Source organism: Aromatoleum bremense (assembly GCF_017894365.1).
GTDB classification, from domain to species: Bacteria; Pseudomonadota; Gammaproteobacteria; order Burkholderiales; family Rhodocyclaceae; genus Aromatoleum; species Aromatoleum bremense.
The window spans coordinates 3,668,627-3,690,612 of the sequence record NZ_CP059467.1 but is presented as its reverse complement, the minus strand read 5'-3'; the positions used below and the strand labels follow the sequence as shown (position 1 = coordinate 3,690,612).

Genomic DNA, 21,986 nt, shown 5'->3' with positions numbered 1-21,986 from the left:
GATTTTTTTTGCGAATTGTTCGGAAGACTAGCGGACGGTGCCGAAGCCGATGAAGCCGCGCAGGGTGCCGGTCACGCTTTTGACCATCGAACGGGTCGTCGAGCTGCCGACGACGACGACGTCGTTGCCCTGGATGAGCGGGTCATCGACCTTGCCGGAGCGCACGGCTTCGAGGTCGAACACCAGCTGCTCCTTGTTGCCGTCGGCGAGCGTGCGAAAGATGCTGACCTGGTTGATATCGGCGATCTCGCTGACGCCGGCGGCGAGCGCGATGGCCTGCAGCAGCGACGTGCGCCCGGACAGCGGGAAGATGCCCGGCTTGGTCACCTCGCCTTCGACGGTCACGCGCTGGCTGACGAACTCCTTGATGAAGATCGTGACCTGCGGGTCCTGCAGGCAGCACTCGGTGAGGCGCCGCGCGATCTCCTCCTCGACGACGCGGGCGCTCAGCCCCGCAGCCTGGACCTGGCCGATCAGCGGCAGCCCGATGAGGCCGCGCGCATTGACGCGCACCGTGCGCGACAGGTCCTCTACCTGGAAGACGGTGATTTCGAGCAGGTCATACGGCCCGATGTAGTAGTCGTCGAACAGGGGACCGGGATCGTCGAGCGCGGTGCCCGCCGACGGGAGGACCGACGCCACGGGCGCCGGCGTGGACGTCGCCTGGGCATGAACGGGGGACGACGAAATCATTGCGCAGGACAACATCACGCCTGCAAGGTAAACACGCATTTACAACCACTCCCCGGACGACGGAGCCGAGACTCTAGGGCAAGAGCCTGTGGCCGACGCGGAAAAATCTGACGTTTTCGACAAAGCAGGCTAATGCCGTCGAAACAGCCGGTTGAAGAAGCCGGGTCGCATGCTCGCCGAAGAACGGCGGGTTTGCGGCAACGGCGGCAGTTCCTCGGGCGAAAGGTCGCGGAGTATACCCGCGGGCCGGACCTCGACCAAATTGCATGCCTCGTCGGCGCCGAGCCGGCGTTCGGCGGCGGCCCGCCCTTCGGCGAGCAGCGGGGGCCGTCGGCGCGCGCTGTGGGCGTCGGTCGCGAGAATATGCACGAGGCCCTCGTCGAGCATGCGCTCGCCCCAGTATTTCGCCTCCTTGCCGAAGCGCCCGGTGAGGCTGCCGGAGGTCACCTGCATCCACGCCCCCGAGCGGACGAGTTCGCCGAACATCGGGTAGTGGCTTTCGATCCAGGTCAGCCGCTCCGGGTGGGTCACGACGGGGACGTAACCGGACGCGAGGAGATTGAAGACGAATTCCTCGAAGCGCGGCGGCGCGACGTGATGCGGCGGCTCGAGGAGAAAATAACGGCTGTCGCCCAGCCGCGGCACGCTGCCCGCCTTGAGCCGCGACAGCAGCTCCGGCGCGACGTGCGCGTCGGCCCCGCAGGTCAGCCGGAGGGGGATTCCGGCGGCGTCGATTTCCTGCTGCAGGGCGTGGATCGCCGCGGCGATGCCGGCGCTGTCGTTGTCGAACATGCCCGGATAGATGTGCGGCGTGCACGCCACGGTGGTGATGCCGTCGGCCGCGGCCATGCGCGCCATGTCGAGCGCAGTCGCAAGATCGGTTGCCCCGTCGTCGATGCCCGGAAGCATGTGGCAGTGCAGGTCGATCATGCCGCGCGGGGGTCGAAAAAAATACGGGAAAGGATGCGGGTGCGGATGCAGAAAAGCCGGGTGGTGCGAGGGAAGAGACTCGAACTCTCACGCCTTGCGGCGCTGGAACCTAAATCCAGTGCGTCTACCAATTCCGCCACCCTCGCCCGCCAGGCGCTCGAACGACGCCCGGAGCGCGGATTATACATAGAAGGGGGGATGGCCGACGTTACATTGAGGCTACATTCTCAGGCGCTCGCCATAGCCCGTCATCTCCAGGTAGCCGCGGCCGATTTCGCGGCCGTCTTCGAGAAGGCGCACCGCGCCTTCCCAGTAAACGGTGCCGGTGGTGCGGCGGCTGTCGAGTTCCTGGTCGTCCATCAGCGGCTGCAGCTGCAGGCGGCGGCCGTCGATGTCGAGCTGCCATTCGACCGGGTATTCGGTGCCGGTGCGCGGCGAGCGCCAGCGCCGCCCGGGGATGAACGCGACCTGCCCGGGGGCGAGCGCACGCGGGGCGCCGTTGCCGCGGCGCAGCGTGCCGGCGGTCCACATCGCTTCGCCTGCGGCGGTGCGCATGCGAAACGCCATCAGCGCACCGCCGTCGGAGAGGTTGATGCCGATCCAGTCCCAGCCGCGCGCCTTTTCCGGCAGGTAGGCGCTCGACCATTCGTGGTCCAGCCACGCGTGGCCGGCGACGCGGTGCGTCTTGCCCCGCACGCGCAGGCTGCCGCTCACGCCGAGCTGCGGACGGCTGTAGTAATAGCTCGCGTGCCGCGGGTCGGGCGCCTTCTGGCTGAAACCGTCCTGGCCGTTGGGCAGCGGCGGGCCGGCGGGGTCGAAGCGCAGGTCGTAGGCGAAGCTGTCGGCGTCGACCGAGGCGCGGTAATGGTCCTGCGACCATTCGAGCGCCCACTCGCCGACCCACGCGCGGGTGTGCCCGGTGGCGGCGCCGGCGAGCGGGTCGAGCGCGCGCTCGCCGCGTTCGGCGTGCAGCAGCCGGCCTTCGGCGGGATCGGCGACCGCGGCGTGCGCGAGGATCAGCTGGCGCGGCGCGAAGCGGCTCGGGTTGTCCTCGCCGATGCGCGTGCGCACGCGAAAGAACGTGACCTGGAAGCCGCGCTCGACGCCGTCCTCGTCCGTGACCCAGCCAGTCACGTACCACCACTCGGTGCGGTAATCGGGGTGCGCGCCGTGGTCGGCGGGAAACTGCAGCGGGCGGCCGGCGACGACCGGCGGATAGCCGGGCGGATCGCTCTCGTTATTGCTCCCGCTCCCGCTCTGCGCCGGCGGCGCGGCCGACAGGCCCGACGCGAGCCACAGCAGCGCCGCGGCAACATAGGCGCGCATCACCAATCCTCCCGTACTGCGAGCACCGCCGACTGGCGCATCGCCTGATAGCCCGACAAGCGCGCGGCGACGGCGGCGAGCAGCACCAGCGCGACGGCGAACGCGGCGAGCGCCGCCAGCGGCAGCCGGATATCCATGCTCCAGTGAAAGCTCTGGCGATTGACGACTTCGACCAGCACCAGCGCGACCGCGCCGCCCGCCGCCATGCCGACCGCGACGCCGACCGCCGCGCCGAGCGCCCCTTCGAGCGCGAGCAGCCGGCCGATGTCGCGCCGCGTCAGACCCAAGTGGCGCAGCATGCCGAACTCCTTGCGCCGCGCGGTGGCGAGCGCGGCAAAGCTGGTGCTGACGCCGAACAGGCCGATCAGGATCGCGACGGCTTCCATCAGGTAGGTGACGAGGAACGTGCGGTCGAAAACCGCCAGCGTCGTCGCCCGGATCTCGCCCGGCGCGGCGAGCTCGAAGTTCCGTCCGTCGAACTGCGCCTGCAGCGCCGCGGCGACCGCTTCCGCCTGCACACCGGGAGCGACGCGGATCGCGACGTTGTTCGAGCGGAAGTCGTTGGTCAGCGCCCGGTAGTCGGCGAGCTCGACGAGCACGGCGCCGTGCTGGCGCGCGTAATCGCGCCACACGCCGGCGACGCGGAAGCGATGCGGCGCGCCGCCGAGCGGCAGCGACAGCGTGTCGCCGACGGCGAGGCGGAAAAGATCGGCCATCGCTTCGGTCACCCACGCGGGCGGCAGGCCATCGGCTCCGCGCACGCTGGCGGCGTCGCCTTCGACGAGCGGCACCGGGGCGCCCTCGGCGACGGGGCGGGCGATCAGCGTCACCGGAAACTGCGCCTCGTCGAGACGCAGCGTGTCGAAACGCACCGGCTGCACCGACGAGACGCCGGGCGTCGCGGCGACCTGGGCGATGACCTCGGGCGTCAGGAACGCGCTCGCGCCCGACGAGGACGCGCGCAGATAGAGATCCGCGGGCAGCACGTCGGACAGCCAGTCGTCGACCGAGGTGCGGAACGAACTCACCATGATCGCCATCGCGGCGGCGAGCGCGACGCTGGCGACGACGCCGGCCCCGGCGACCACGACCTGTCCGGGCGCGGCGGCGAGCCGGGCGTGCGCGAGGCGCAGCAGGACGAAACGCCCCCCGTCGAGGGCGCGCATCGCGAGCCGCACGACGGCCGGCAGGACCAGCACCGAGCCGGCGAGGATCAGCGCGATCGCCGCGTAGCCGAACACCGGGACGCCGCCGAGCGGCGGCAGCAGGCACAGCAGCAGCGCGAGCCCCAGCGACGCGAGTGCAGCCGGCCCGCGCGGGCGCGCCCGGAACACTTCGACGTCGTCGCCGGCGCGCAATGCCCGCGCCGGCGCGACGCGGCACGCTTCGCGCGCCGGCAGCCACGCTCCCGCGACGCCGGCCGCGACGCCGAGCAGGAGATAGGCTGCGGTAGCGAGCGGTTCGAAGCGCAGGCCGGGTTCGACGCCCTCGAAATAGCCGGCGCCGAGGTCCGCGCCAACGATCGAGAACGCGAGCCCGCTCAGCGCGTAGCCGAGCGCGACGCCGACCAGCCCGCCGCCGAATCCGAGCACTGCGCCTTCGGCGAGCAGGCCGCGCAGCAGCGTGCGGCGGTCGAGGCCGAGCGCGCGCAGGAACGCGAGCTCCTGGCGCCGGCGCACGACCGACAGCAGCTGCGTCGAGAACACGAGGAAGCCGCCCGTCAGCAGCGCGATCGCGGCGAGCATCGTGAGGTTCACGCGGTACGCGCGCGACAGCCCGGCGACCTGCGACGCGGCGGCTTCGGGGGCGAGCAGTTCGACGCCGGCCGGCAGCAGCGGACGCAGCCGGTCGATCGCCGCGGCGCGGTCGACGCCTTGCGCGAGGCGCAGGTCGATGCGCGTGACGCGCCCGACCTGGTCGAACAGCCGCTGCGCGGCGGCGATGTCCATGACCGCGAGGCGCTGGCCGCGGCCGGCGCCGGGGACGCTGCCGAGGATGCGCAGGTGTTCCTCGCGCGGACCGGCGAGCACCGCGAGCGTGCCGCCCGCGCCCAGTGTGAGGGCGGGCGCGGCCTGCGCGGCGGGGCTGAGGAACACCGCGTCCGCGGCGAAGATGTCGAATTCGCCAGCAGCCTCCGCATCGGGCACCGGCGTCAGCGCGGGCTGGACGCGCCGCACGCGCAGCGCGTCGACGCCGAACACGCGCAAGGAGTCGTCGCGCTGCGGCAACGACGCCTCCACTTCGAGGATCGGGCTGGCGTCGGCCACTTCGGGGCGCTGCGCGAGCAGGACGTAGACCGCGTCGTCGAATCCTGTGCGCGGGCCCATCACCTGCAGGTCCGCTTCGCCAGCGACGAGACGCATGCCGCGGCCGAATTCGTCGAGCGCCGCACCGTGGATCAGCTGCACCGCAAGGCCGAGCGCGACGCCGAGCGCGATCGCGAGCAGCGACAGCGCGGTCGCGAGCCGCCGCCGCGCGAGGCTCGCGAGGAACACGTGGCGCAGCCCGGCGCTCATTGGAGCACCCTCGCGCTACGCGCGGGAGGGCCGGCTTTGCACAGCCGGCCCGTTCCGCAGGCGCGGAGCAGTGCTCCGCCAAACCCCCACTCCACCCCGCCAAGCGGGACTGAGCGCTTCTTGGGGCGGCCCGGCGAAGCGCTCACGCGGCCACCGCCTCCTCGGCGAGGCCCGTCGCGGTCAGGCGCAGCACGCGGTCGGTGCGCGCGGCCGCGGCGCGGGAATGCGTGACGAGGATGCCGATCGCGCCGGCGCTGCGGATGCTGCCGAGCAGCAGTTCGAGGACGTCGGCGGCGCGCTCGGCGTCGAGGTTGCCGGTCGGCTCGTCGGCGAGCACCAGCGTCGGCCGATGCACCAGCGCGCGGGCGATCGCGACGCGCTGCATCTCGCCGCCCGACAGGTGCCGCGGCCAGTCGTCGGCGCGGTCGGCGAGCCCGACCTGCGCGAGCATCGCCCTCGCCCGCTGCTGCGCCTCGGCGGCGGGGCAGTCGAGCAGCCACAGCGGCAACGCGACATTCTGCGCGAGCGTCAGGTGCGGCAGCAGGTGAAAAGCCTGGAACACGAAACCGTAGCTGCGCCGCCGCAGCCGCGCGAAAGCGTCGTCGTCGAGCGCGACAAGCTCGGTGCCGTCGAGCCGGATGCTGCCCGCATCGACCGGTTCGAGCCCGGCGATGCAGTTCAAGAGCGTCGACTTGCCGACGCCGGATTCCCCCATGATCGCGACGCACTCGCCGGGCGCGAGCCGCAGCGACACGTGCGAGAAAAGCGCCCGTCCGGATTGCCCGTCGAAGCGTTTCGCCAGGCCGTCGAGTTCCAGCATCGATTCAGCGCCCCCTCATTGACGAAAAATGCCGCCCGCTCCCGCTTCGGCTCCCGCCTCCGTCGCGGGACACGCCGCTCGCATGCAGCCCTGAACAATAATCCGAACGGCGGTGCTTGTCGCCCTGCTGTCCGGTCGATGCGGCAGGCAACGCGGGGGCGAATCGAACAAATAGGCGCCGAACAAATAGGCGCCGAACAAATGGGCGCCGAACACCGGAAGGCGCCACGCCGATCGCGTATACTCCCGGCGCCCCGCCATGCCCGTCGATCACTACGAGAACTTTCCTGTCGCGTCGCTGCTGCTTCCGGCCCGTTTGCGCGAGCCGGTGGAAGCCATTTACGCGTTCGCCCGCAGCGCCGACGACATCGCCGACGAAGGCGACGCGCCGGCGATTGCGCGGCTCGCGCGGCTCAACGACTACCGCCTCGAACTCGACGCGATCGGGCGCGGCGCGCCGCCCCGCGATGCCGGGCTCGCGCCGATGTTCGACCGCCTCGCCCGCAACATCCGCGCCCACGCGCTGCCGCTGCCGCTGTTCCGCGACCTCCTCGACGCGTTCGGCCAGGACGTCGGCAAGACGCGCTACGCCAACTTCGCCGAGCTGGGCGATTATTGCCGCCGCTCGGCAAACCCGGTCGGGCGCCTGCTGCTGCATCTCTACGGCGCGGCAACGGCGGACAACCTGCGGCTGTCGGACAGGATCTGCACCAGCCTGCAGCTGATCAACTTCTGGCAGGACGTCGCGGTCGACTGGGCGAAGCGCCGCATCTACGTGCCGCAGGACGACCTCGCGCGCTTCGGCGTCGGCGAGGCGGACATCGACGCCGGCCGCTGTGACGAGCGGTGGCGCGCGCTGATGGCGTTCGAGGTGCAGCGCGCGCGCGCGACGATGCTCGAAGGCGCGCCGCTCGCACGCCGCCTGCCGGGCCGCATCGGCTGGGAGCTGCGCCTGATGGTCGCCGGCGGCCTGCGCATCCTCGAACTGATCGAAGCGGCGGACTACGACGTGTTCCACCGCCGCCCGACGCTCGGCCGCAGCGACTGGCCGCGGCTCGCGTGGCGCGCCCTGCGATATGAAGGAATCGGATAACCGCCCATGACCCCTCACGAGTACTGCCAGGACCGGGCCGCAAAAAGTGGTTCCAGCTTCTATTACAGCTTCCTGTTCCTGCCGCCCGAGCGGCGGCAGGCGATCATGGCGCTGTATGCGTTTTGCCGCGAGGTCGACGACGTCGTCGACGAATGCAACGACATGCAGATCGCACAGAACACGCTCGACTGGTGGCGCCAGGAGATCGCGCGGGTGTATGCCGGCGACCCGAGCCATCCGGTCGGCCTCGCGCTGAAGGACGTGCTTGCCCGCTTCAATCTGCCGCGCGAGCAGATGTTCGAGGTCATCGACGGCATGGAGATGGACCTGCGGCAGACGCGCTACCTCGATTTCAAGGGTCTGCAGCTGTACTGCTACCGCGCGGCGAGCGTCGTCGGCCTGCTCGCGGCCGAGATCTTCGGCTACCAGGACCGCCAGACGCTGAAGTACGCGCACGACCTGGGCATCGCGCTGCAGCTCACGAACATCATCCGCGACGTCGGCGAGGACGCGCGGCGCGGGCGGATCTATCTGCCGATCGAGGACCTGCAGCGCTTCAAGGTGCCGGCGAGCCAGATCCTCGAAGGACACGGCGGCGACAACTTCCGCGCGCTGATGCAATTCCAGGCCGAACGGGCGCGCAAGTTCTACGACCAGGCGTTCCAGCACCTGCCCGCGGTCGATCGCAAGGCCCAGCGGCCCGGCCTGGTGATGGCGGCGATCTATCGCACGTTGCTCGACGAGATCGCGCGCGACGGCTTCCAGGTGCTCGACCGGCGCACGTCGCTGACGCCGGTGAGGAAGATCTGGATCGCCGGCTCGACGTGGGTCAGGGCGTGACGCGCAGCGCGGGCGAACCGGCGACGGCCGCGGCGTGACGCAGCCCGTCGCGATCGTCGGCGCCGGCTACGCGGGCCTCGCGTGCGCGGTCGAGCTCGCGCGGCGGCATGTGCCGGTGACGGTGTTCGAGCGTTCGCACACCTTGGGCGGGCGCGCGCGGGTCGTCGCGAAGGACGGCTGGCGCGTCGATAACGGCCAACACATCCTGATCGGCGCGTACACCGAACTCACGCGCCTGCTGCGCCTGACCGGCGGCTCGCCGAAACTGCTCGAACACCTGCCGCTGACGCTGCACACCCCCGGCCACCTGCACCTGCAGGCGGCCCGGCTGCCGGCACCGCTGCATCTGGCGGTCGGCCTGCTCCGCGCGACCGGGCTGGGCTGGGCGGACCGGCTCGCGATGCTGCGGCTGATGCGCTTCCTCAAAAAACAGCGTTTCCGCGTCGACGCGCAGCTGACGGTTGAGCGGCTGCTGCACGACACGCGCCAGCCGGAGCGGCTGTCGCGCCTGGTGTGGGAGCCGCTGTGCGTCGCAGCACTGAACACGCCGGTCGCCGAGGCGTCGGCGCAGGTCTTCGCGAGCGTCCTGCGCGACAGCCTCGCGGCGGGAGCGTCGGCGAGCGAGCTGCTGATCCCGCGCGTCGACCTGTCGGAACTCTTCCCGGTGCCGGCGGCGCGCTATCTGGCCGTGCGGCGCGGCAAGCTGCGCACCGGCACCGCGGTCGAGGCGATCCGCCCCGTCGCCGGCGGATCCCGCCTCGAAGGCGATCCGGCCGACCAGCGCTACGCGCACGTCGTCGTCGCCGCCGCGCCGCATCACGCCGCGGCGCTGCTCGCCCCGCTCGACGGCTGCAGCCGGCTCGCAGCAAAGATCGACGCGCTGCCGAGCGAACCGATCACGACCGTGTACCTCGCGCTCGGCAAGCCGCTGCGGCTCGCGCACGTGATGATCGGCCTCGCCGACGGCCCCGCGCAGTGGGCTTTCGACCGCGGCCGGCTCGGCGGCCCGGCTGGCCTCATCGCCTGCGTGATCAGCGCGCACGGCGCACACGAGGCGCTGTCGCGCGAAGCGCTCGCACTCGCGGTGCATGCGCAGCTCGAACGCCAGTTGCAACGCCGCCTGCCCGCGGCCGAATGGTCGCAGGTCATCACCGAGAAACGCGCGACCTTCGCGTGCCGCCCGGGCCTCGCCCGCCCCGGCCCGCAGACGCCGATCGCCGGGCTGTGGCTCGCCGGCGACTATCTCGACCCGGACTATCCGGCTACGCTCGAATCGGCGGTGCGCTCGGGCGTCGACACGGCCGCGCGCGTACTGCAGGCGCTGGAGTCGCCGGCATCGCCACTAGGCGCGAAGCGCTAGGTTGCCGCCCCGAGCGCGATCGCGGGCTCGCTCAGCGCGCCGTTGTGCATCCGCAATATCCGCCCGCAGCGACGCGCCAGCGATTCGTCATGGGTCACGAGGATCAGCGTCGTACCCGCTTCGCGGTTCAGCGAAAAAATCAGCTCGATGATCGCCTCGCCGGTCGCGGCGTCGAGGTTGCCGGTCGGCTCGTCGGCGAGCAGCAGCCGCGGGCTCGGCGCGAACGCGCGGGCGAGCGCGACGCGCTGCTGCTCGCCGCCGGAAAGATGCTTGGGGTAATGGCGCACGCGCGCGGCCAGCCCGACCCGCCCGAGCCACTGGCGCGCAATGGCGCCGGCATCGTCGGCGCCGGCGAGCTCGAGCGGCAACATGACGTTTTCGAGCGCGGTCAGCGCCGGCAGCAGCTGGAACGACTGGAACACGAAGCCGACCGATTCGCCGCGCAACGCCGCGCGCGCATCCTCGTCGAGCGAGAAGATGTCGGTGCCCTGGATACGCACGGTGCCGGCGCTGGGAACATCGAGCCCGGCGAGCAATCCGAGCAGCGTGGATTTCCCGGAGCCGGACGCGCCGACGATCGCGACCGACTCGCCGGCGCCCACGCTGAACGAAACATCCTGCAGAATGCGCAGCGTCCCCGCGCCGTCGCCGAGCGGCACGCTTTTCGACAGGCCGGCGACCTCGATCACCGGAACGGAGAACTTTATGCTGTTGCGATCCATCGTGATCTTCTTCTTCGCAATAATGGTTTCGGGCGCCGCGCAGGCGGCAACGATACTGGTGTGGGGCGACAGCCTCTCGGCCGGCTACGGCCTGCGCCCGAAGCAGGACTGGCCTACCCTGCTGCAGACGCGCCTCGAACGCGAAGGGTTCCGCCACACGGTGATCAACGGCAGCGTCAGCGGCGAGACGTCCTCGGGCGGACGCTCGCGACTGCCGGCCGCGCTCGACCGCCACGCGCCGGACCTGCTGATCATCGAACTCGGCGCCAACGACGGCCTGCGCGGACTGCCACCACGCCTGCTGGCCGAGAACCTCGCGGCGATGATCGAGGTCGCGCGCAGCCGCGGCGCCCGCGTGCTGCTGGTCGGCATGCAGATGCCGCCGAACTACGGTCCGGCCTACACGCGGCGTTTCGAACAGACTTTCGCCGAGGTCGCCCGCAAGCACAAGGTGCCGCTGGTGCCTTTCCTGCTCGACGGCTTCGCCGACCGGCACGAGCTGTTCCAGTCCGACGGCATCCACCCGACCGCCGAAGCGCAGGAGCTCATCGTCGACACCGTCTGGAAGCAGCTCGTGTCGATGCTGAAGGGATAGCCGCTGCGCGCGGCCCGGGGTCGCACCGCGCCGTCAAACGATCCGCAGCAGCGGTTCGCCCGCCTCCATCCGGCCGATGACGCGGCCGTCGCTACCCTGCTCCGCCCGGATCGCCGCGAGCACCTCGTCCACGGTGCCGGGCGCGCAGGCGATCAGGAGCCCGCCGCTGGTCTGCGGATCGGTGACGAGCTTGCGCTGCCACTCCGGCGCTTCGGCCGCGAAGCGGATCGATTCGCCGTAGCTCGCCCAGTTGCGCGTCGAGGCGCCGGTCGCGATGCCGTCGCGCACGAGCCGCAGCGCCGCTTCGATCGTCGGCAGCTCGGCGAATGTCACGCTCGCCGCGAGGGCCGAGCCGCGGCAGATTTCGAGCAGGTGGCCGGCCAGCCCGAAGCCGGTGACATCGGTCACCGCATGCACGCCGGCCATGCCGGCCAGGCGCATCCCGACCCGGTTCAAGAGCGTCGTCCAGTGCAGCATCGCGGCATAGTCGGCATCTTTGATCAGGCCTTTCTTGAGCCCGGCCGACAGGATGCCGATACCGAGCGGCTTGGTCAGGATCAGCACGTCGCCGGCCTGCGCGCCGGCGTTGGTCTTGACTTGGGCGGGGTCGACGACGCCGAGGCCGACGAGCCCGTAGATCGGTTCGAGCACGTCGATCGAATGTCCGCCGGCGATCGGGATGCCGGCGTCGCGGCACACCGCGGCGCCGCCTTCGAGGATGCGGCCGATGACTTCGGGCGGCAGCTTGTCGATCGGCATGCCGACGATCGCGAGCGCCATGATCGGCCGCCCGCCCATCGCGTACACGTCGGACAGCGCGTTGGTCGCGGCGATGCGACCGAAATCGTACGGATCATCGACGATCGGCGTGAAGAAGTCGGTCGTCGCGACGATCGCCTGGCGCTCATTGAGGCGATACACCGCGGCGTCGTCGGCGGTCTCGGTGCCGACCAGGAGGTCCGGCGGGACCAGGCCCGCCGGGGCGTGCGCGAGCAGCTTCGACAGCACGGCGGGAGCGATTTTGCAGCCGCATCCGCCGCCGTGGGAGAATTGCGTGAGTTTGATCTGATCCATGGATTCCAGGGGGAGAAACGGTTGCCCGGCGCAGGCCGGAGCACCGCGACAACGCATGAAAAAAGGCATCGCGACCGTAGCACAGCTGTCCGCCTTTGACGAGATCATCGACGCCCGCAGCCCGGCGGAATTCGACGAAGACCGCATTCCCGGCGCGATCAGCTGCCCGGTGCTCGACAACGCGCAGCGCGTCGTCGTCGGCACGATCTACAAGCAGCAGTCCGCGTTCGAGGCGCGCCGCGTCGGCGCGGCGATGGTCGCCGAGAACATCGCGCATCACCTCAGGACCCGCTTCCACGACAAGCCGAAGAACTGGCGGCCGCTGGTGTATTGCTGGCGCGGCGGCCAGCGCAGCGGCGCGTTCGTCACCTGGCTGCGGCTGATCGGCTGGGATGCGTGCCAGCTTGAAGGCGGCTACAAGACGTGGCGCCGGATGGTGGTCGCGGAACTCGAAGAGCTGCCGGCGCGCTTCGACCTGCGCGTGGTGTGCGGGGCCACCGGCAGCGCCAAGACGCGCGTCCTCGACGCGCTCGCGGGGCTCGGCGCGCAGGTGCTCGACCTCGAGCATCTCGCTGCGCACAAGGGCTCGGTGCTCGGCGCGCTGCCGGACCGCCCGCAGCCGACGCAGAAATCGTTCGAAACCGAACTGTTCCGCACCTTGCGCGAGCTCGACCCGGCGCGGCCGGTGTTCGTCGAGGCCGAAAGCCGCAAGATCGGCCGCATCCAGGTGCCCGAGGCGCTGATCCGGCAGATGCGCGCGAGCCCCTGCGTCGCGATCGAGGCAAGCCGCGAGGCACGCCTCGAGTTCCTCGTGCGCGACTACGCCTACCTCGGCGACGACATCGCCGACCTGCAGAAGAAGATCGACTTCCTCAGGGGCCTGCAGAGCAACGAGACGCTGGAGCGCTGGAAGGCGCTCGCCGCGGCGCACGACCTGCCGACGCTCTTCGCCGAGTTCATCGACCTGCACTACGACCCGCTGTACCGCCGTTCGCAGAACAGGAATTTCACCCGCTTTCCGACCGCGCCGACCTTCGCCAGCGACGACCTGTCACCGGCCGGCATCGAGGCGCTGGCACGGCGGATACTCGCCGCCGCCGCGGCGCAGCCCGCGGAGCCTAGGCGAGTGGCCGATCCGGCAACACCGTGATGCCCTGGCCCTTCACGGCGCACACGCGCTGCACGACCGCCGGCCGCGGCTGGGTGACCTCGCCCTGCTCGAAGGCGACGATCGTGTAATCGCCGACGAGGCGTTCGAGCAGTTCGCCGGGGCACAGCAGGAACTCCGGGTTGCCGGGCCTGCCGAAGCGCTCGTTGCCGAGCATGAAGGTTTCGTAGATCAGCACGCCGTCCGCGGCGAGGCAGTCGAGCAGCAGCCCGAGGCGCGGCCGGTAGAGGTAATTGGTCACGACGATCGCATCGAAGCACGCGGTCCCGTAAGGCCAGTCGCCGCCTTCGAGGTCCGCCTGGGCGACGCTGACGCGCGGCTCGCCGGCGAACGTCGCCAGCGCCGCCGCGTCCCGGTCCACCGCCTCGACCTCCCAGCCGTGGCGGGCCAGCCAGCGCGCATGCCGGCCGCGGCCGCACGCGAAGTCGAGCACGCGGCCACCGGCGGGGATCAGCGGCGCGAAGCGCGCGACCCAGGCCGAAGGGCCGGCAATGGCTGAATCTGGGGATATGGTCATCGTTTTCCTTTCTGTCGTCATCCGGAGTGGCGCACGGCATCGATTCTAGGGCACCCCGGTGCATGACGAGGCGTCATCGGCGAGGCGACATCGACGACAGGGCCGGCATCGCATCCGGAACCCGTTTCGGGTAGTCGATTAAGCCACCCGTCCGGTTTATGCGTAACAATTCAGGGCAATGGCGCGCCGAGCACCCGCCCCGGCAGGTAAGATTCCCTGACGAGCGCGGGCCATCCGTGGTTTCGATCCCGACTCACTCCGACGAAAACACTGTGAAAACGTCTCATGAGTCTTTTCAGTCGTCGGCGCGTCGACTTGCCGGGGCGGCACTCGCGGCGGCGCTGATGACTCCGCACCCACTGCTGGCCCAGTCATCGCTGTTCGCCTCCGCGCTGCCACTGCTCGCGCCGCTCGCAGGCCTGCTCCTGGTCCTCATCGCGCTGTGCGGCTGGCATGTTTTCCGGCGCCGGGCGGCGGCCCCCGAGGCGCCCGGCGCCGCCGGCTTCGATTCCGCCGAACTCGCCGAACTGCTCGATCTCTCGTCCGACTGGCAATGGAAGACCGACGCGCAACACTGCTATGTCCACATCACCGCGGGCCTGCAGGAGCACTCGCGAATCGACCCACTCGAATTCCTCGGCCACACGCCGTGGGAACTCGACTGCGGGGACGCATCGGCGCAAAGCTGGGACGCATGCCGTGCGAGCCTCGCGCAGCAGGCACCGCTGAACCTGACGCTGTGCCGTCGCGACAGCACCGGGAGGCGCCGCTATCTCGAACTGGTCGGGCGCCCGCTCTACCACGACGGAAGCTTCGCCGGCTACCACGGCATCGGGCGGGACATCACGCACCGGGTCGAGTCCGACCAGTCGCTGCGCGAGAACCAGGTGCGCTATCGCGAGCTGATCGAGTCGGTCAACGAGATCATCTTCCGCACCGATGAAAGCGGCCGGCTGACGTTCCTGAACCGGGGTTGGGAAACGATCACCGGCTACATGCTGAAGGAGAGCCTCGACACCGCGCTGGTGGATCACTTCCACCCCGACGATCGCACCGCGGCGTGGCACCAGATATCGCTGGTTTTCCGGCAGGAGCTCCCGGCGTGGAGCGCCCAATTGCGGCTGCTGACGCAAAACGGCGAGATACGCTGGGTCGAGGCGACCGCGCATCGCGTGGACCGCGGCAACGAAGACGGCACGGCGCCGCGCGGCCTGGCAGGAACGCTGTTCGACATTTCGACGCGCAAGATCGCCGAGATGACGCTGCGCAATCTCAACCGGGAACTCGAAGCCCGGGTCCGCGCCCGCACCGCCGAGCTGGAAGCGTCGAACCGCGAGCTCGAGGCGTTTTCGTATTCGGTGTCCCACGACCTGCGCGCACCGCTGCGCGCGATCGACGGGTTCGCCCGCATCCTCGAGGAAGAACTCGGCGACGGCCTCGAGCCGGACGCACGGGAGCATATCGGGCGCATCCGCAAGGCCGGCATGCGCATGTCGCACCTCATCGACGACCTGATCAAGCTCGCGCAGCTGGCGCGCCACTCGCTGCAGAGGGAAACATTCGATCTGTCGGAACTCGCGATCCAGATCATCGACGAGCTGCGCAAGAACGAGCCGGACCGGTGCGTCGAGGTGGAAATAACGAGGGACCTGATCGTGACGGCCGACCGCGGACTGATGCAGCTCGCGCTCCAGAACCTGCTCGGCAACGCCTGGAAGTTTTCTTCGCGCAACGCGGTCGCGCACATCTCGCTGACGGCCAAGCGCGATCTGGGCCAGCGGGTGTTCTGCATCACGGACGACGGCGCAGGCTTCGACATGACGTTCGCCAGCAACCTGTTCCGCGCCTTTCATCGCCTGCACCGCAGCACCGATTTTCCGGGCTCCGGGATAGGCCTCGCGACGACCTACCGCATCATCGAGCGCCACGGCGGGCAGATCTGGGCGAAATCAAAGCCCGGCGAGGGCGCAAGCTTCTATTTCACGCTCGGCCGATGAATGCCCCCGCCATCGGATGCGCCGCCCCGGATTGCGGCAAGTCCCGATCGGAATGCCTTGCCACTTATGGCACAATGGCTCATGGTGCACTGCAGTAAGCTTGCACTCGGCTCAGATTCGACCAGACTGTAACGACTGCAATTCCGGTACTCATCGAAGCGTGGCCAACGAAGGTTTCCAAGGCCTCGTCACCCACGGCCAGCGGTTACGGACCCTGCATCCAGGCGATAAAAATGAAAGAGAAGCACTACCTCAGTCCCCTGCTCGAACCCAAATCGGTCGGCGTGATCGGCGCGAGCCAGCGTGAAGCATCCCTGGGCAACGTGGTGATCCGCAACATGCAGAACGCGGGTTTCCGCGGCCGGCTGTTCGCCGTCAACCCCAAGCACGAATCCGTGCTCGGCGTGCCCTGCTACAAATCGGTCGAGGACGTGCCGCACCGCCTCGACCTCGTGGTCATCGCAGTGCGCGCCGACCAGGTGCTATCGATCGTCGAGAGCTGCGGTCGCGCCGGCGTGAAGGCGGTCATCATCATGTCGACCGGATTCTCCGAGACCGGCGCGCGCGGCGCGCTGCTCGAACGCCACGTCGTCGAGGCCGCGCGCCGCTACCGCATTCGCCTGCTCGGCCCGAACTGCCTCGGCATCATGCGTCCGGTGCTGGGCCTGAACGCGACGTTCGCGCATGTCAGCGCGATCAAGGGCACGATCGGCCTGATCTCACAGTCCGGGGCGCTGTGCACGTCGATCCTGGACTGGGCGGAACCGAACAACATCGGCTTCTCGGCGGTCGTCTCGCTCGGCTCGTCGAGCGACATCGACTTCGGCGAAGTGCTCGAATACATGATCTCGGACCCGCGCACCGAGAGCATCATCATGTATGTCGAAGGCATCCGCGACGCGCGCCGCTTCATGAGCGCGCTGCGCGGCGCGGCGCGCGTCAAGCCGGTGCTGCTGATCAAGGTGGGGCGCCACCCGGACGTGTCGCGCGCGATCCGCTCGCACTCGGGCTCGATGAGCGGCAACGATGCGGTCTTCGATGCTGCACTGCGGCGAGCCGGCGTCATCCGGCTGTACAACATGGGGCAGCTGTTCGCCGCGGCGAACGCGCTGTTCTCGCACTTCCGCCCGCGCGGCAACCGCCTGGCGATCGTCACCAACGGCGGCGGGCCGGGCGTGATGGCGGCCGACCGCGCGGCCGACCTGGATATCCCGCTTTCCGAGTTCTCGGACGGCACGATGGAAAAGCTCAACGCCGCGCTGCCGGCCGGATGGTCGCACGGCAACCCGGTGGACATCCTCGGCGACGCGGACGTCGAGCGTTATCGCAAGGCCGTTCAGGCGGTGCTCGAAGGGCCGAACGTCGACGGCGTGCTGGTGATGCTGACGCCGCAGGCCAACACCGATCCGACCGCGGTCGCCGAGGCGGTCGTCGAGCTCGAGAAGACCGCCGACAAGCCGGTCGTGACGTGCTGGATGGGCGAGCAGCTGGTCGGCCCCGGGCGCAAGGTTTTCGAAGCCGCCGGCATCCCGACTTTCCGCACCCCGGAGCCGGCGGTCGAGCTGTTCAGCCACCTGTCGGCGTACTACCGCAACCAGAAGCTGCTGATGCAGACGCCGGCGTCGCTGTCGCACCTCAATCCGCCGAGCGTCGAGAGCGCGCGGCTGGTCATCGAGACCGCGCTGGCCGAGCGCCGCAAGGTGCTCAACTCGATGGAATCGAAGGCGCTGCTCGCCGCGTTCCGCATCCCGATCGCGCAGACGGTGGTCGCGCGCTCGGCGACCGAGGCCATGGTGCTCGCCGAGGAAATCGGCCTGCCGGTGGTGATGAAGATCGACTCGCCGTCGATCATCCACAAGGCTGACTCCGGCGGCGTGCGGCTCAATCTCGGCAGCCTCGCGGCGGTGCGCACCGCGTACCAGGAAATCCTCGAGGAAGTGCGCAAGAACAAGCCCGCGGCGACGATCAACGGCGTCGCGATCGAGCCGATGATCCTCAAGCGCAACGGCCGGGAACTCGTCGTCGGCGTCAGGCGCGACGCGGTGTTCGGCCCGGTGATCACTTTCGGCGAAGGCGGCAACCGCGTGGTCGCGAACCGCGACATGGAAATCGCGCTGCCGCCGCTGAACCACTACCTCGTGCGCGACCTGATCAAGTCGTCGCGCGTGTCGGTGCTGCTCGGCGAATTCCGCAACATGCCGCCGGTGAATATGGAGTCGCTGGAGTTCGTGTTGCTGCGCGTCTCCGAGATGGTGTGCGAACTGCCGTGGATCACCGAGCTCGAGATCAATCCGCTGATCGTCGACGAGAACGGCGCCGTCGCCGTCGACGCGCGCGTGACGGTCGAGAACGTCTCGCCGTCGGTCGACCGCTACGCGCACATGGCGATCCATCCGTATCCGTCGCAGCTCATCACGAAGTGGTCGAGTGTCGACGGCGTCGAGGTCACGATCCGGCCGATCAAGCCGGAAGACGCCGAGCTCGAAGTCGAGTTCGTGCGCACGCTGTCGGCCGAGACGAAGTACTACCGCTTCATGAACACGATGCGCGAGCTGCCGCCGGCGATGGTCGCGCGGCTGACGCAGATCGACTACGACCGCGAGATGGCGTTCCTCGCGACGATCCAGGAAGACGGCAAGGAAGTCGAGATCGGCGTGTGCCGCTACGCGGTGAATCCGGACGGCGAATCCTGCGAATTCGCCATTGTCGTCGCCGACGCCTGGCAGCGCCACGGCCTCGCGCGCAAGCTGATGGGGATCCTCATCGAGACGGCGCGCAACAAGGGCATCATGTACATGAACGGCGTATTCCTCGCGAACAACGAGCGGATGCTGAAGTTCGTGCAGGGGCTCGGCTTCACGCTGTCGAACGATCCGGAAGACAGCACCGTCAAGATCGGCGTGCTCCCGCTGCAGGACTGACCCCCCGAGACTCTCCCTCTCCCCCCAGGACCGATCCCACCTTACCCGCTCATGACCGCATCCATCGAAACACGCACCTTCCACGATCAACCCGCGCTCGTCCTGCGCACGCCGGGCGGCGCGCAGGCGGTCGTCTCGTTGTTCGGCGCCCAGGTGCTGTCCTGGACACCGGCCGGCGGCAGCGAGTGGCTGTACCTCAGTCCGCAGGCACGGCACGACGGCAGCACGGCGATTCGCGGCGGCATCCCGGTATGCTTTCCGCAGTTCGCCACGCTCGGCAAGCTGCCGAAGCACGGCCTCGTGCGCACCCGGCCTTGGAGCCTTGGCGAGCAGCGCAGCGGCGACGACTTCGCGCTGGTGACGCTGACGACGAGCGAAGACGATGCGAGCTACGCGGCGTGGCCGCAGCGCTTCTCCGCCGAGGTGACGGTGATCATCGAAAACGAACGCCTCGGCGTCGAGTTCGAAGTCGAGAACACCGGCCACGCGTCGTTTGCGTTCACCGCCGCGCTGCACACCTACTTGCGCGTGCGCGAAGTCGAGAACGCGCGCCTCGAGGGCCTGCACGGCCACGAATACCGCGACGCCGCGGACAACGACCGGATCAAGCGCGACAGCGGCGAGGCGCTCGTCGTCGAAGCCGAGACCGACCGCGTCTATCACGACGTGCAGCGCCCGTTGCTGCTGCGCGATGGCTGGCGCAGCCTCGGCATCAATGTCGAAGGCTTTCCGGACGTCGTGGTGTGGAACCCGTGGGAACAGCGCTGCGCGCAACTGCCCGACATGCCGGCCAACGGCTTCCGGCACATGCTGTGCGTCGAAGCCGCGGCCGCGCGCCGCAGGATCGAGCTCGACGCCGGCGAGCAGTGGTACGGACGGCAAACCCTGATCGCGCTGTGACCGCGGCACGACGCTCCGCCGTTCGGCGCTGACGCGGCGCGCCGGCGCTTGCGGCGGTGCGGCCGGTTGTTGCACCATCGCATCCTTTGCCCGGCGGCCGCTTGCCGCCTTCTCGGCCATTATTCCCTCATGCTCCCGCCCATCGAACACCGCATCGCCACCGAACTCGCCGCCCAGCCCCGCCAGGTCATCGCCGCGATCGCCCTGCTCGACGAAGGCGCGACCGTGCCTTTCATCGCCCGCTACCGCAAGGAAGTCACCGGCGGGCTCGACGACACGCAGCTGCGCATGCTCGACGAACGCCTCGGCTACCTGCGCGAGCTCGAAGATCGCCGCGCCACCGTGCTGGCGTCGATCGCCGAGCAGGGCAAGCTGACCGACGCGCTGCACGTGCAGATCGCGAGCGCCGAGACCAAGCAGCGCCTCGAGGACCTGTACCTGCCGTACAAGCAGAAGCGCCGCACGAAAGCGCAGATCGCGCGCGAGGCCGGCATCGAGCCGCTGGCGCTCGCGCTGCTCGGCGACCCGACGCTGACGCCGGAAAGCGAAGCGCAGGGTTATTTGAACGCCGAAGCCGGTTTCACCGACACCAAGAGCGTGCTCGACGGCGCGCGCCAGATCCTCATCGAGCGCTTCGCCGAAGACGCCGAGCTGCTCGGCACGCTGCGCACCTGGCTGCAGGAACACGGCCAGGTGAGCTCGGGTGTCGTCGAAGGAAAGGAGAACGACGGCGCGAAGTTCCGCGACTGGTTCGACTTCCGCGAGCTGATCGCCGCGCTGCCCTCGCACCGCGCGCTGGCGCTCTTGCGCGGACGCAACGAAGGGGTGCTGCGCCTCGCGCTGACCGTCGACCAGCCGGACCCGGACGCGCCGCACCCGTGCGAAGGACGCATCGCCGCCCGCTTCGGCGTGCGCGACCAGGGCCGTGCGGCCGACAAGTGGCTGCGCGAGACGGTGCGCTGGGCGTGGAACGTGAAGATTTCGCTGCACCTCGAACTCGAGCTGATGAATGCGCTGCGCGAGCGCGCCGAGGAAGAGGCGATCCGCGTATTCGCGCGCAATCTGAAAGACCTGCTGCTCGCCGCACCGGCCGGCGCGCGCACGACGATGGGTCTCGATCCGGGCATCCGCACCGGTGTCAAGGTCGCCGTCATCGACGCCACCGGCAAGCTCGTCGACACCGCGACGATCTACCCGTTCGAGCCGCGCCGCGATCGCGACGGTTCGCTCGCGACGCTCGCGGCGCTGGCGAAGAAACACGCCGTCGAGCTCGTCGCGATCGGCAACGGCACCGCATCGCGCGACACCGACAAGCTCGTCGCCGACCTGATGGAGGCGGCTCCGCAACTGCGGCTGACGCGCGTCACGGTGTCCGAAGCCGGCGCGTCGGTGTATTCGGCATCGGAACTCGCGGCGCGCGAGTTCCCGGATCTCGACGTGTCGCTGCGCGGCGCGGTGTCGATCGCGCGGCGCCTGCAGGATCCGCTCGCCGAGCTGGTCAAGATCGACCCCAAGTCGATCGGCGTCGGCCAGTACCAGCACGACGTCAACCAGTCGCGGCTGGCGAAAAGCCTCGACGCGGTCGTCGAGGATTGCGTCAACGCCGTCGGCGTCGATGTGAATACCGCATCGCCGGCGCTGCTCGCGCGCATCTCGGGGCTCAACGCGACGCTGGCCGGCAACATCGTCGAACACCGCAACGCGAACGGCCCGTTCCGCAGCCGCGATGCACTAAAAGGCGTGCCGCGGCTCGGGCCGAAGACTTTCGAGCTGGCGGCCGGCTTCCTGCGCATCCCGAGCGGCGACAATCCGCTCGATGCCTCCGCGGTGCACCCCGAGGCATACCCGGTCGTCGAGCGCATCCTCGCGCGCGTGGCGAAGAGCGTGCGCGAGCTGATGGGCAATCCGGCGTTCGTCAAGACGCTTCGTCCGGCCGAATTCACCGACGAGCGCTTCGGCCTGCCGACGGTCCAGGACATCCTCGCCGAGCTGGAAAAACCCGGCCGCGACCCACGCCCCGAATTCCGCACCGCGACCTTCCGCGAAGGGGTCGAGACGCTGAAGGACCTCGCCCCCGGGATGATGCTCGAAGGCACGGTGACGAACGTCACGAACTTCGGCGCGTTCGTCGACATCGGCGTGCACCAGGACGGACTCGTGCATATCTCGGCGCTCGCCGACCGCTTCGTCAAGGACCCGCACAGCGTCGTCAAGGCCGGACAGGTCGTGAGAGTGAAGGTGCTGGAGGTCGACCTGCCGCGCAAGCGCATCGCGCTGACAATGCGCATGAGCGACGAGCCGCCGGCCGCCGCGGGCGCCACCGCCAGCGACTTGGGCGCGCGCGGCAGGCACGACGGCGGATCGCGCCCGGAACGGAACACCGTGCGCGGCCCCGGTCGCAACGAAGGACGCAGCGGAGGACGCAGCGGAGGACGCAACGACGGGCGCGGCACTGCCGGCGGCGCGATGGCCGACGCGCTCGCTCGCGCGCTGCGCAAGTAGAATGAGAATGCG

17 protein-coding genes and 1 tRNA gene are annotated in these 21,986 nt (G+C 69.6%); 9 read left to right on the top strand and 9 right to left on the bottom strand.

Annotation, left to right across the window (positions count from 1 at the left end):
* Positions 1-27 precede the first annotated feature (27 nt).
* The 6 genes from pbN1_RS17300 to pbN1_RS17275 form a co-directional block, all read right to left on the bottom strand.
* Positions 28-732 carry a polysaccharide biosynthesis/export family protein gene (locus tag pbN1_RS17300; RefSeq protein WP_169203610.1) on the bottom strand — a complete coding sequence of 235 codons (705 nt, stop codon included), beginning with the start codon at positions 730-732 and terminating at the stop codon, positions 28-30.
* A 90-nt stretch (positions 733-822) separates the two neighbouring features.
* Positions 823-1,623 (bottom strand): tyrosine-protein phosphatase, encoded by an 801-nt coding sequence (locus tag pbN1_RS17295; protein WP_169203611.1) that lies wholly within the window; start codon positions 1,621-1,623, stop codon positions 823-825.
* A gap of 61 nt (positions 1,624-1,684) precedes the next feature.
* Positions 1,685-1,769 (bottom strand) — tRNA-Leu (locus pbN1_RS17290).
* Positions 1,770-1,842: 73 nt separating this feature from the next.
* Positions 1,843-2,949: a lipocalin-like domain-containing protein gene (locus pbN1_RS17285; protein WP_169203612.1), complete on the bottom strand. Its 1,107-nt coding sequence runs from the start codon at positions 2,947-2,949 to the stop codon at positions 1,843-1,845.
* Entirely contained in the window at positions 2,949-5,465 is a 2,517-nt protein-coding gene (locus pbN1_RS17280) for an ABC transporter permease (RefSeq protein WP_169203613.1), read from the bottom strand. The genes pbN1_RS17285 and pbN1_RS17280 overlap by 1 nt, the downstream gene beginning before the upstream one ends.
* A gap of 142 nt (positions 5,466-5,607) precedes the next feature.
* Entirely contained in the window at positions 5,608-6,285 is a 678-nt protein-coding gene (locus pbN1_RS17275; RefSeq protein ID WP_169203614.1) for an ABC transporter ATP-binding protein, read from the bottom strand.
* A gap of 259 nt (positions 6,286-6,544) precedes the next feature.
* Here pbN1_RS17275 and hpnC point away from each other — a divergent pair, with 259 nt between their 5' ends.
* The 3 genes from hpnC to hpnE are packed head-to-tail and all read left to right on the top strand — an operon-like array spanning position 6,545 to position 9,578.
* Positions 6,545-7,378 (top strand): squalene synthase HpnC, encoded by an 834-nt coding sequence (gene hpnC, locus pbN1_RS17270; protein WP_169203615.1) that lies wholly within the window; start codon positions 6,545-6,547, stop codon positions 7,376-7,378.
* A gap of 6 nt (positions 7,379-7,384) precedes the next feature.
* Positions 7,385-8,218, top strand: a complete 834-nt coding sequence (gene hpnD, locus pbN1_RS17265; RefSeq protein WP_169203616.1) for a presqualene diphosphate synthase HpnD — start codon at positions 7,385-7,387, stop codon at positions 8,216-8,218.
* A 34-nt stretch (positions 8,219-8,252) separates the two neighbouring features.
* Positions 8,253-9,578, top strand: coding sequence for a hydroxysqualene dehydroxylase HpnE (gene hpnE, locus pbN1_RS17260; RefSeq protein ID WP_169203617.1), 1,326 nt, complete (start codon positions 8,253-8,255; stop codon positions 9,576-9,578).
* On the opposite strand, the gene pbN1_RS17255 is transcribed toward hpnE, so the two are convergent.
* Complete coding sequence (locus pbN1_RS17255) at positions 9,575-10,300, bottom strand: ABC transporter ATP-binding protein (protein ID WP_169203618.1); 726 nt, start codon at positions 10,298-10,300, stop codon at positions 9,575-9,577. The two genes, hpnE and pbN1_RS17255, sit on opposite strands and share 4 nt — an antisense overlap.
* Here pbN1_RS17255 and pbN1_RS17250 point away from each other — a divergent pair.
* On the top strand, positions 10,284-10,895 hold the full coding sequence (locus pbN1_RS17250) for an arylesterase (protein WP_169203619.1): 612 nt from the start codon (positions 10,284-10,286) through the stop codon (positions 10,893-10,895). The genes pbN1_RS17255 and pbN1_RS17250 overlap by 17 nt on opposite strands.
* Positions 10,896-10,928: 33 nt before the next feature.
* Here the strand turns inward: pbN1_RS17250 and selD are convergent, their stop codons facing one another.
* A complete protein-coding gene (selD, locus tag pbN1_RS17245) occupies positions 10,929-11,969 on the bottom strand; it encodes a selenide, water dikinase SelD (protein ID WP_169203620.1) in 1,041 nt (346 codons plus the stop codon).
* Positions 11,970-12,024: 55 nt separating this feature from the next.
* Here selD and mnmH point away from each other — a divergent pair, with 55 nt between their 5' ends.
* A complete protein-coding gene (gene mnmH, locus pbN1_RS17240; protein WP_169203621.1) occupies positions 12,025-13,119 on the top strand; it encodes a tRNA 2-selenouridine(34) synthase MnmH in 1,095 nt (364 codons plus the stop codon).
* Here mnmH and pbN1_RS17235 read toward each other — a convergent pair.
* Positions 13,088-13,654 carry a class I SAM-dependent methyltransferase gene (locus pbN1_RS17235; protein ID WP_169203622.1) on the bottom strand — a complete coding sequence of 189 codons (567 nt, stop codon included), beginning with the start codon at positions 13,652-13,654 and terminating at the stop codon, positions 13,088-13,090. The two genes, mnmH and pbN1_RS17235, sit on opposite strands and share 32 nt — an antisense overlap.
* A gap of 344 nt (positions 13,655-13,998) precedes the next feature.
* Here pbN1_RS17235 and pbN1_RS17230 point away from each other — a divergent pair, with 344 nt between their 5' ends.
* The 4 genes from pbN1_RS17230 (at position 13,999) to pbN1_RS17215 (ending at position 21,974) form a co-directional block, all read left to right on the top strand.
* Complete coding sequence (locus pbN1_RS17230; protein WP_244857002.1) at positions 13,999-15,651, top strand: sensor histidine kinase; 1,653 nt, start codon at positions 13,999-14,001, stop codon at positions 15,649-15,651.
* Between the two features lie 233 nt (positions 15,652-15,884).
* Positions 15,885-18,572: a bifunctional acetate--CoA ligase family protein/GNAT family N-acetyltransferase gene (locus pbN1_RS17225; protein ID WP_169203624.1), complete on the top strand. Its 2,688-nt coding sequence runs from the start codon at positions 15,885-15,887 to the stop codon at positions 18,570-18,572.
* Positions 18,573-18,623: 51 nt separating this feature from the next.
* On the top strand, positions 18,624-19,472 hold the full coding sequence (locus pbN1_RS17220; RefSeq protein WP_169203625.1) for a D-hexose-6-phosphate mutarotase: 849 nt from the start codon (positions 18,624-18,626) through the stop codon (positions 19,470-19,472).
* A gap of 129 nt (positions 19,473-19,601) precedes the next feature.
* Positions 19,602-21,974 (top strand): Tex family protein, encoded by a 2,373-nt coding sequence (locus tag pbN1_RS17215; RefSeq protein ID WP_169203626.1) that lies wholly within the window; start codon positions 19,602-19,604, stop codon positions 21,972-21,974.
* Positions 21,975-21,986 lie beyond the last annotated feature (12 nt).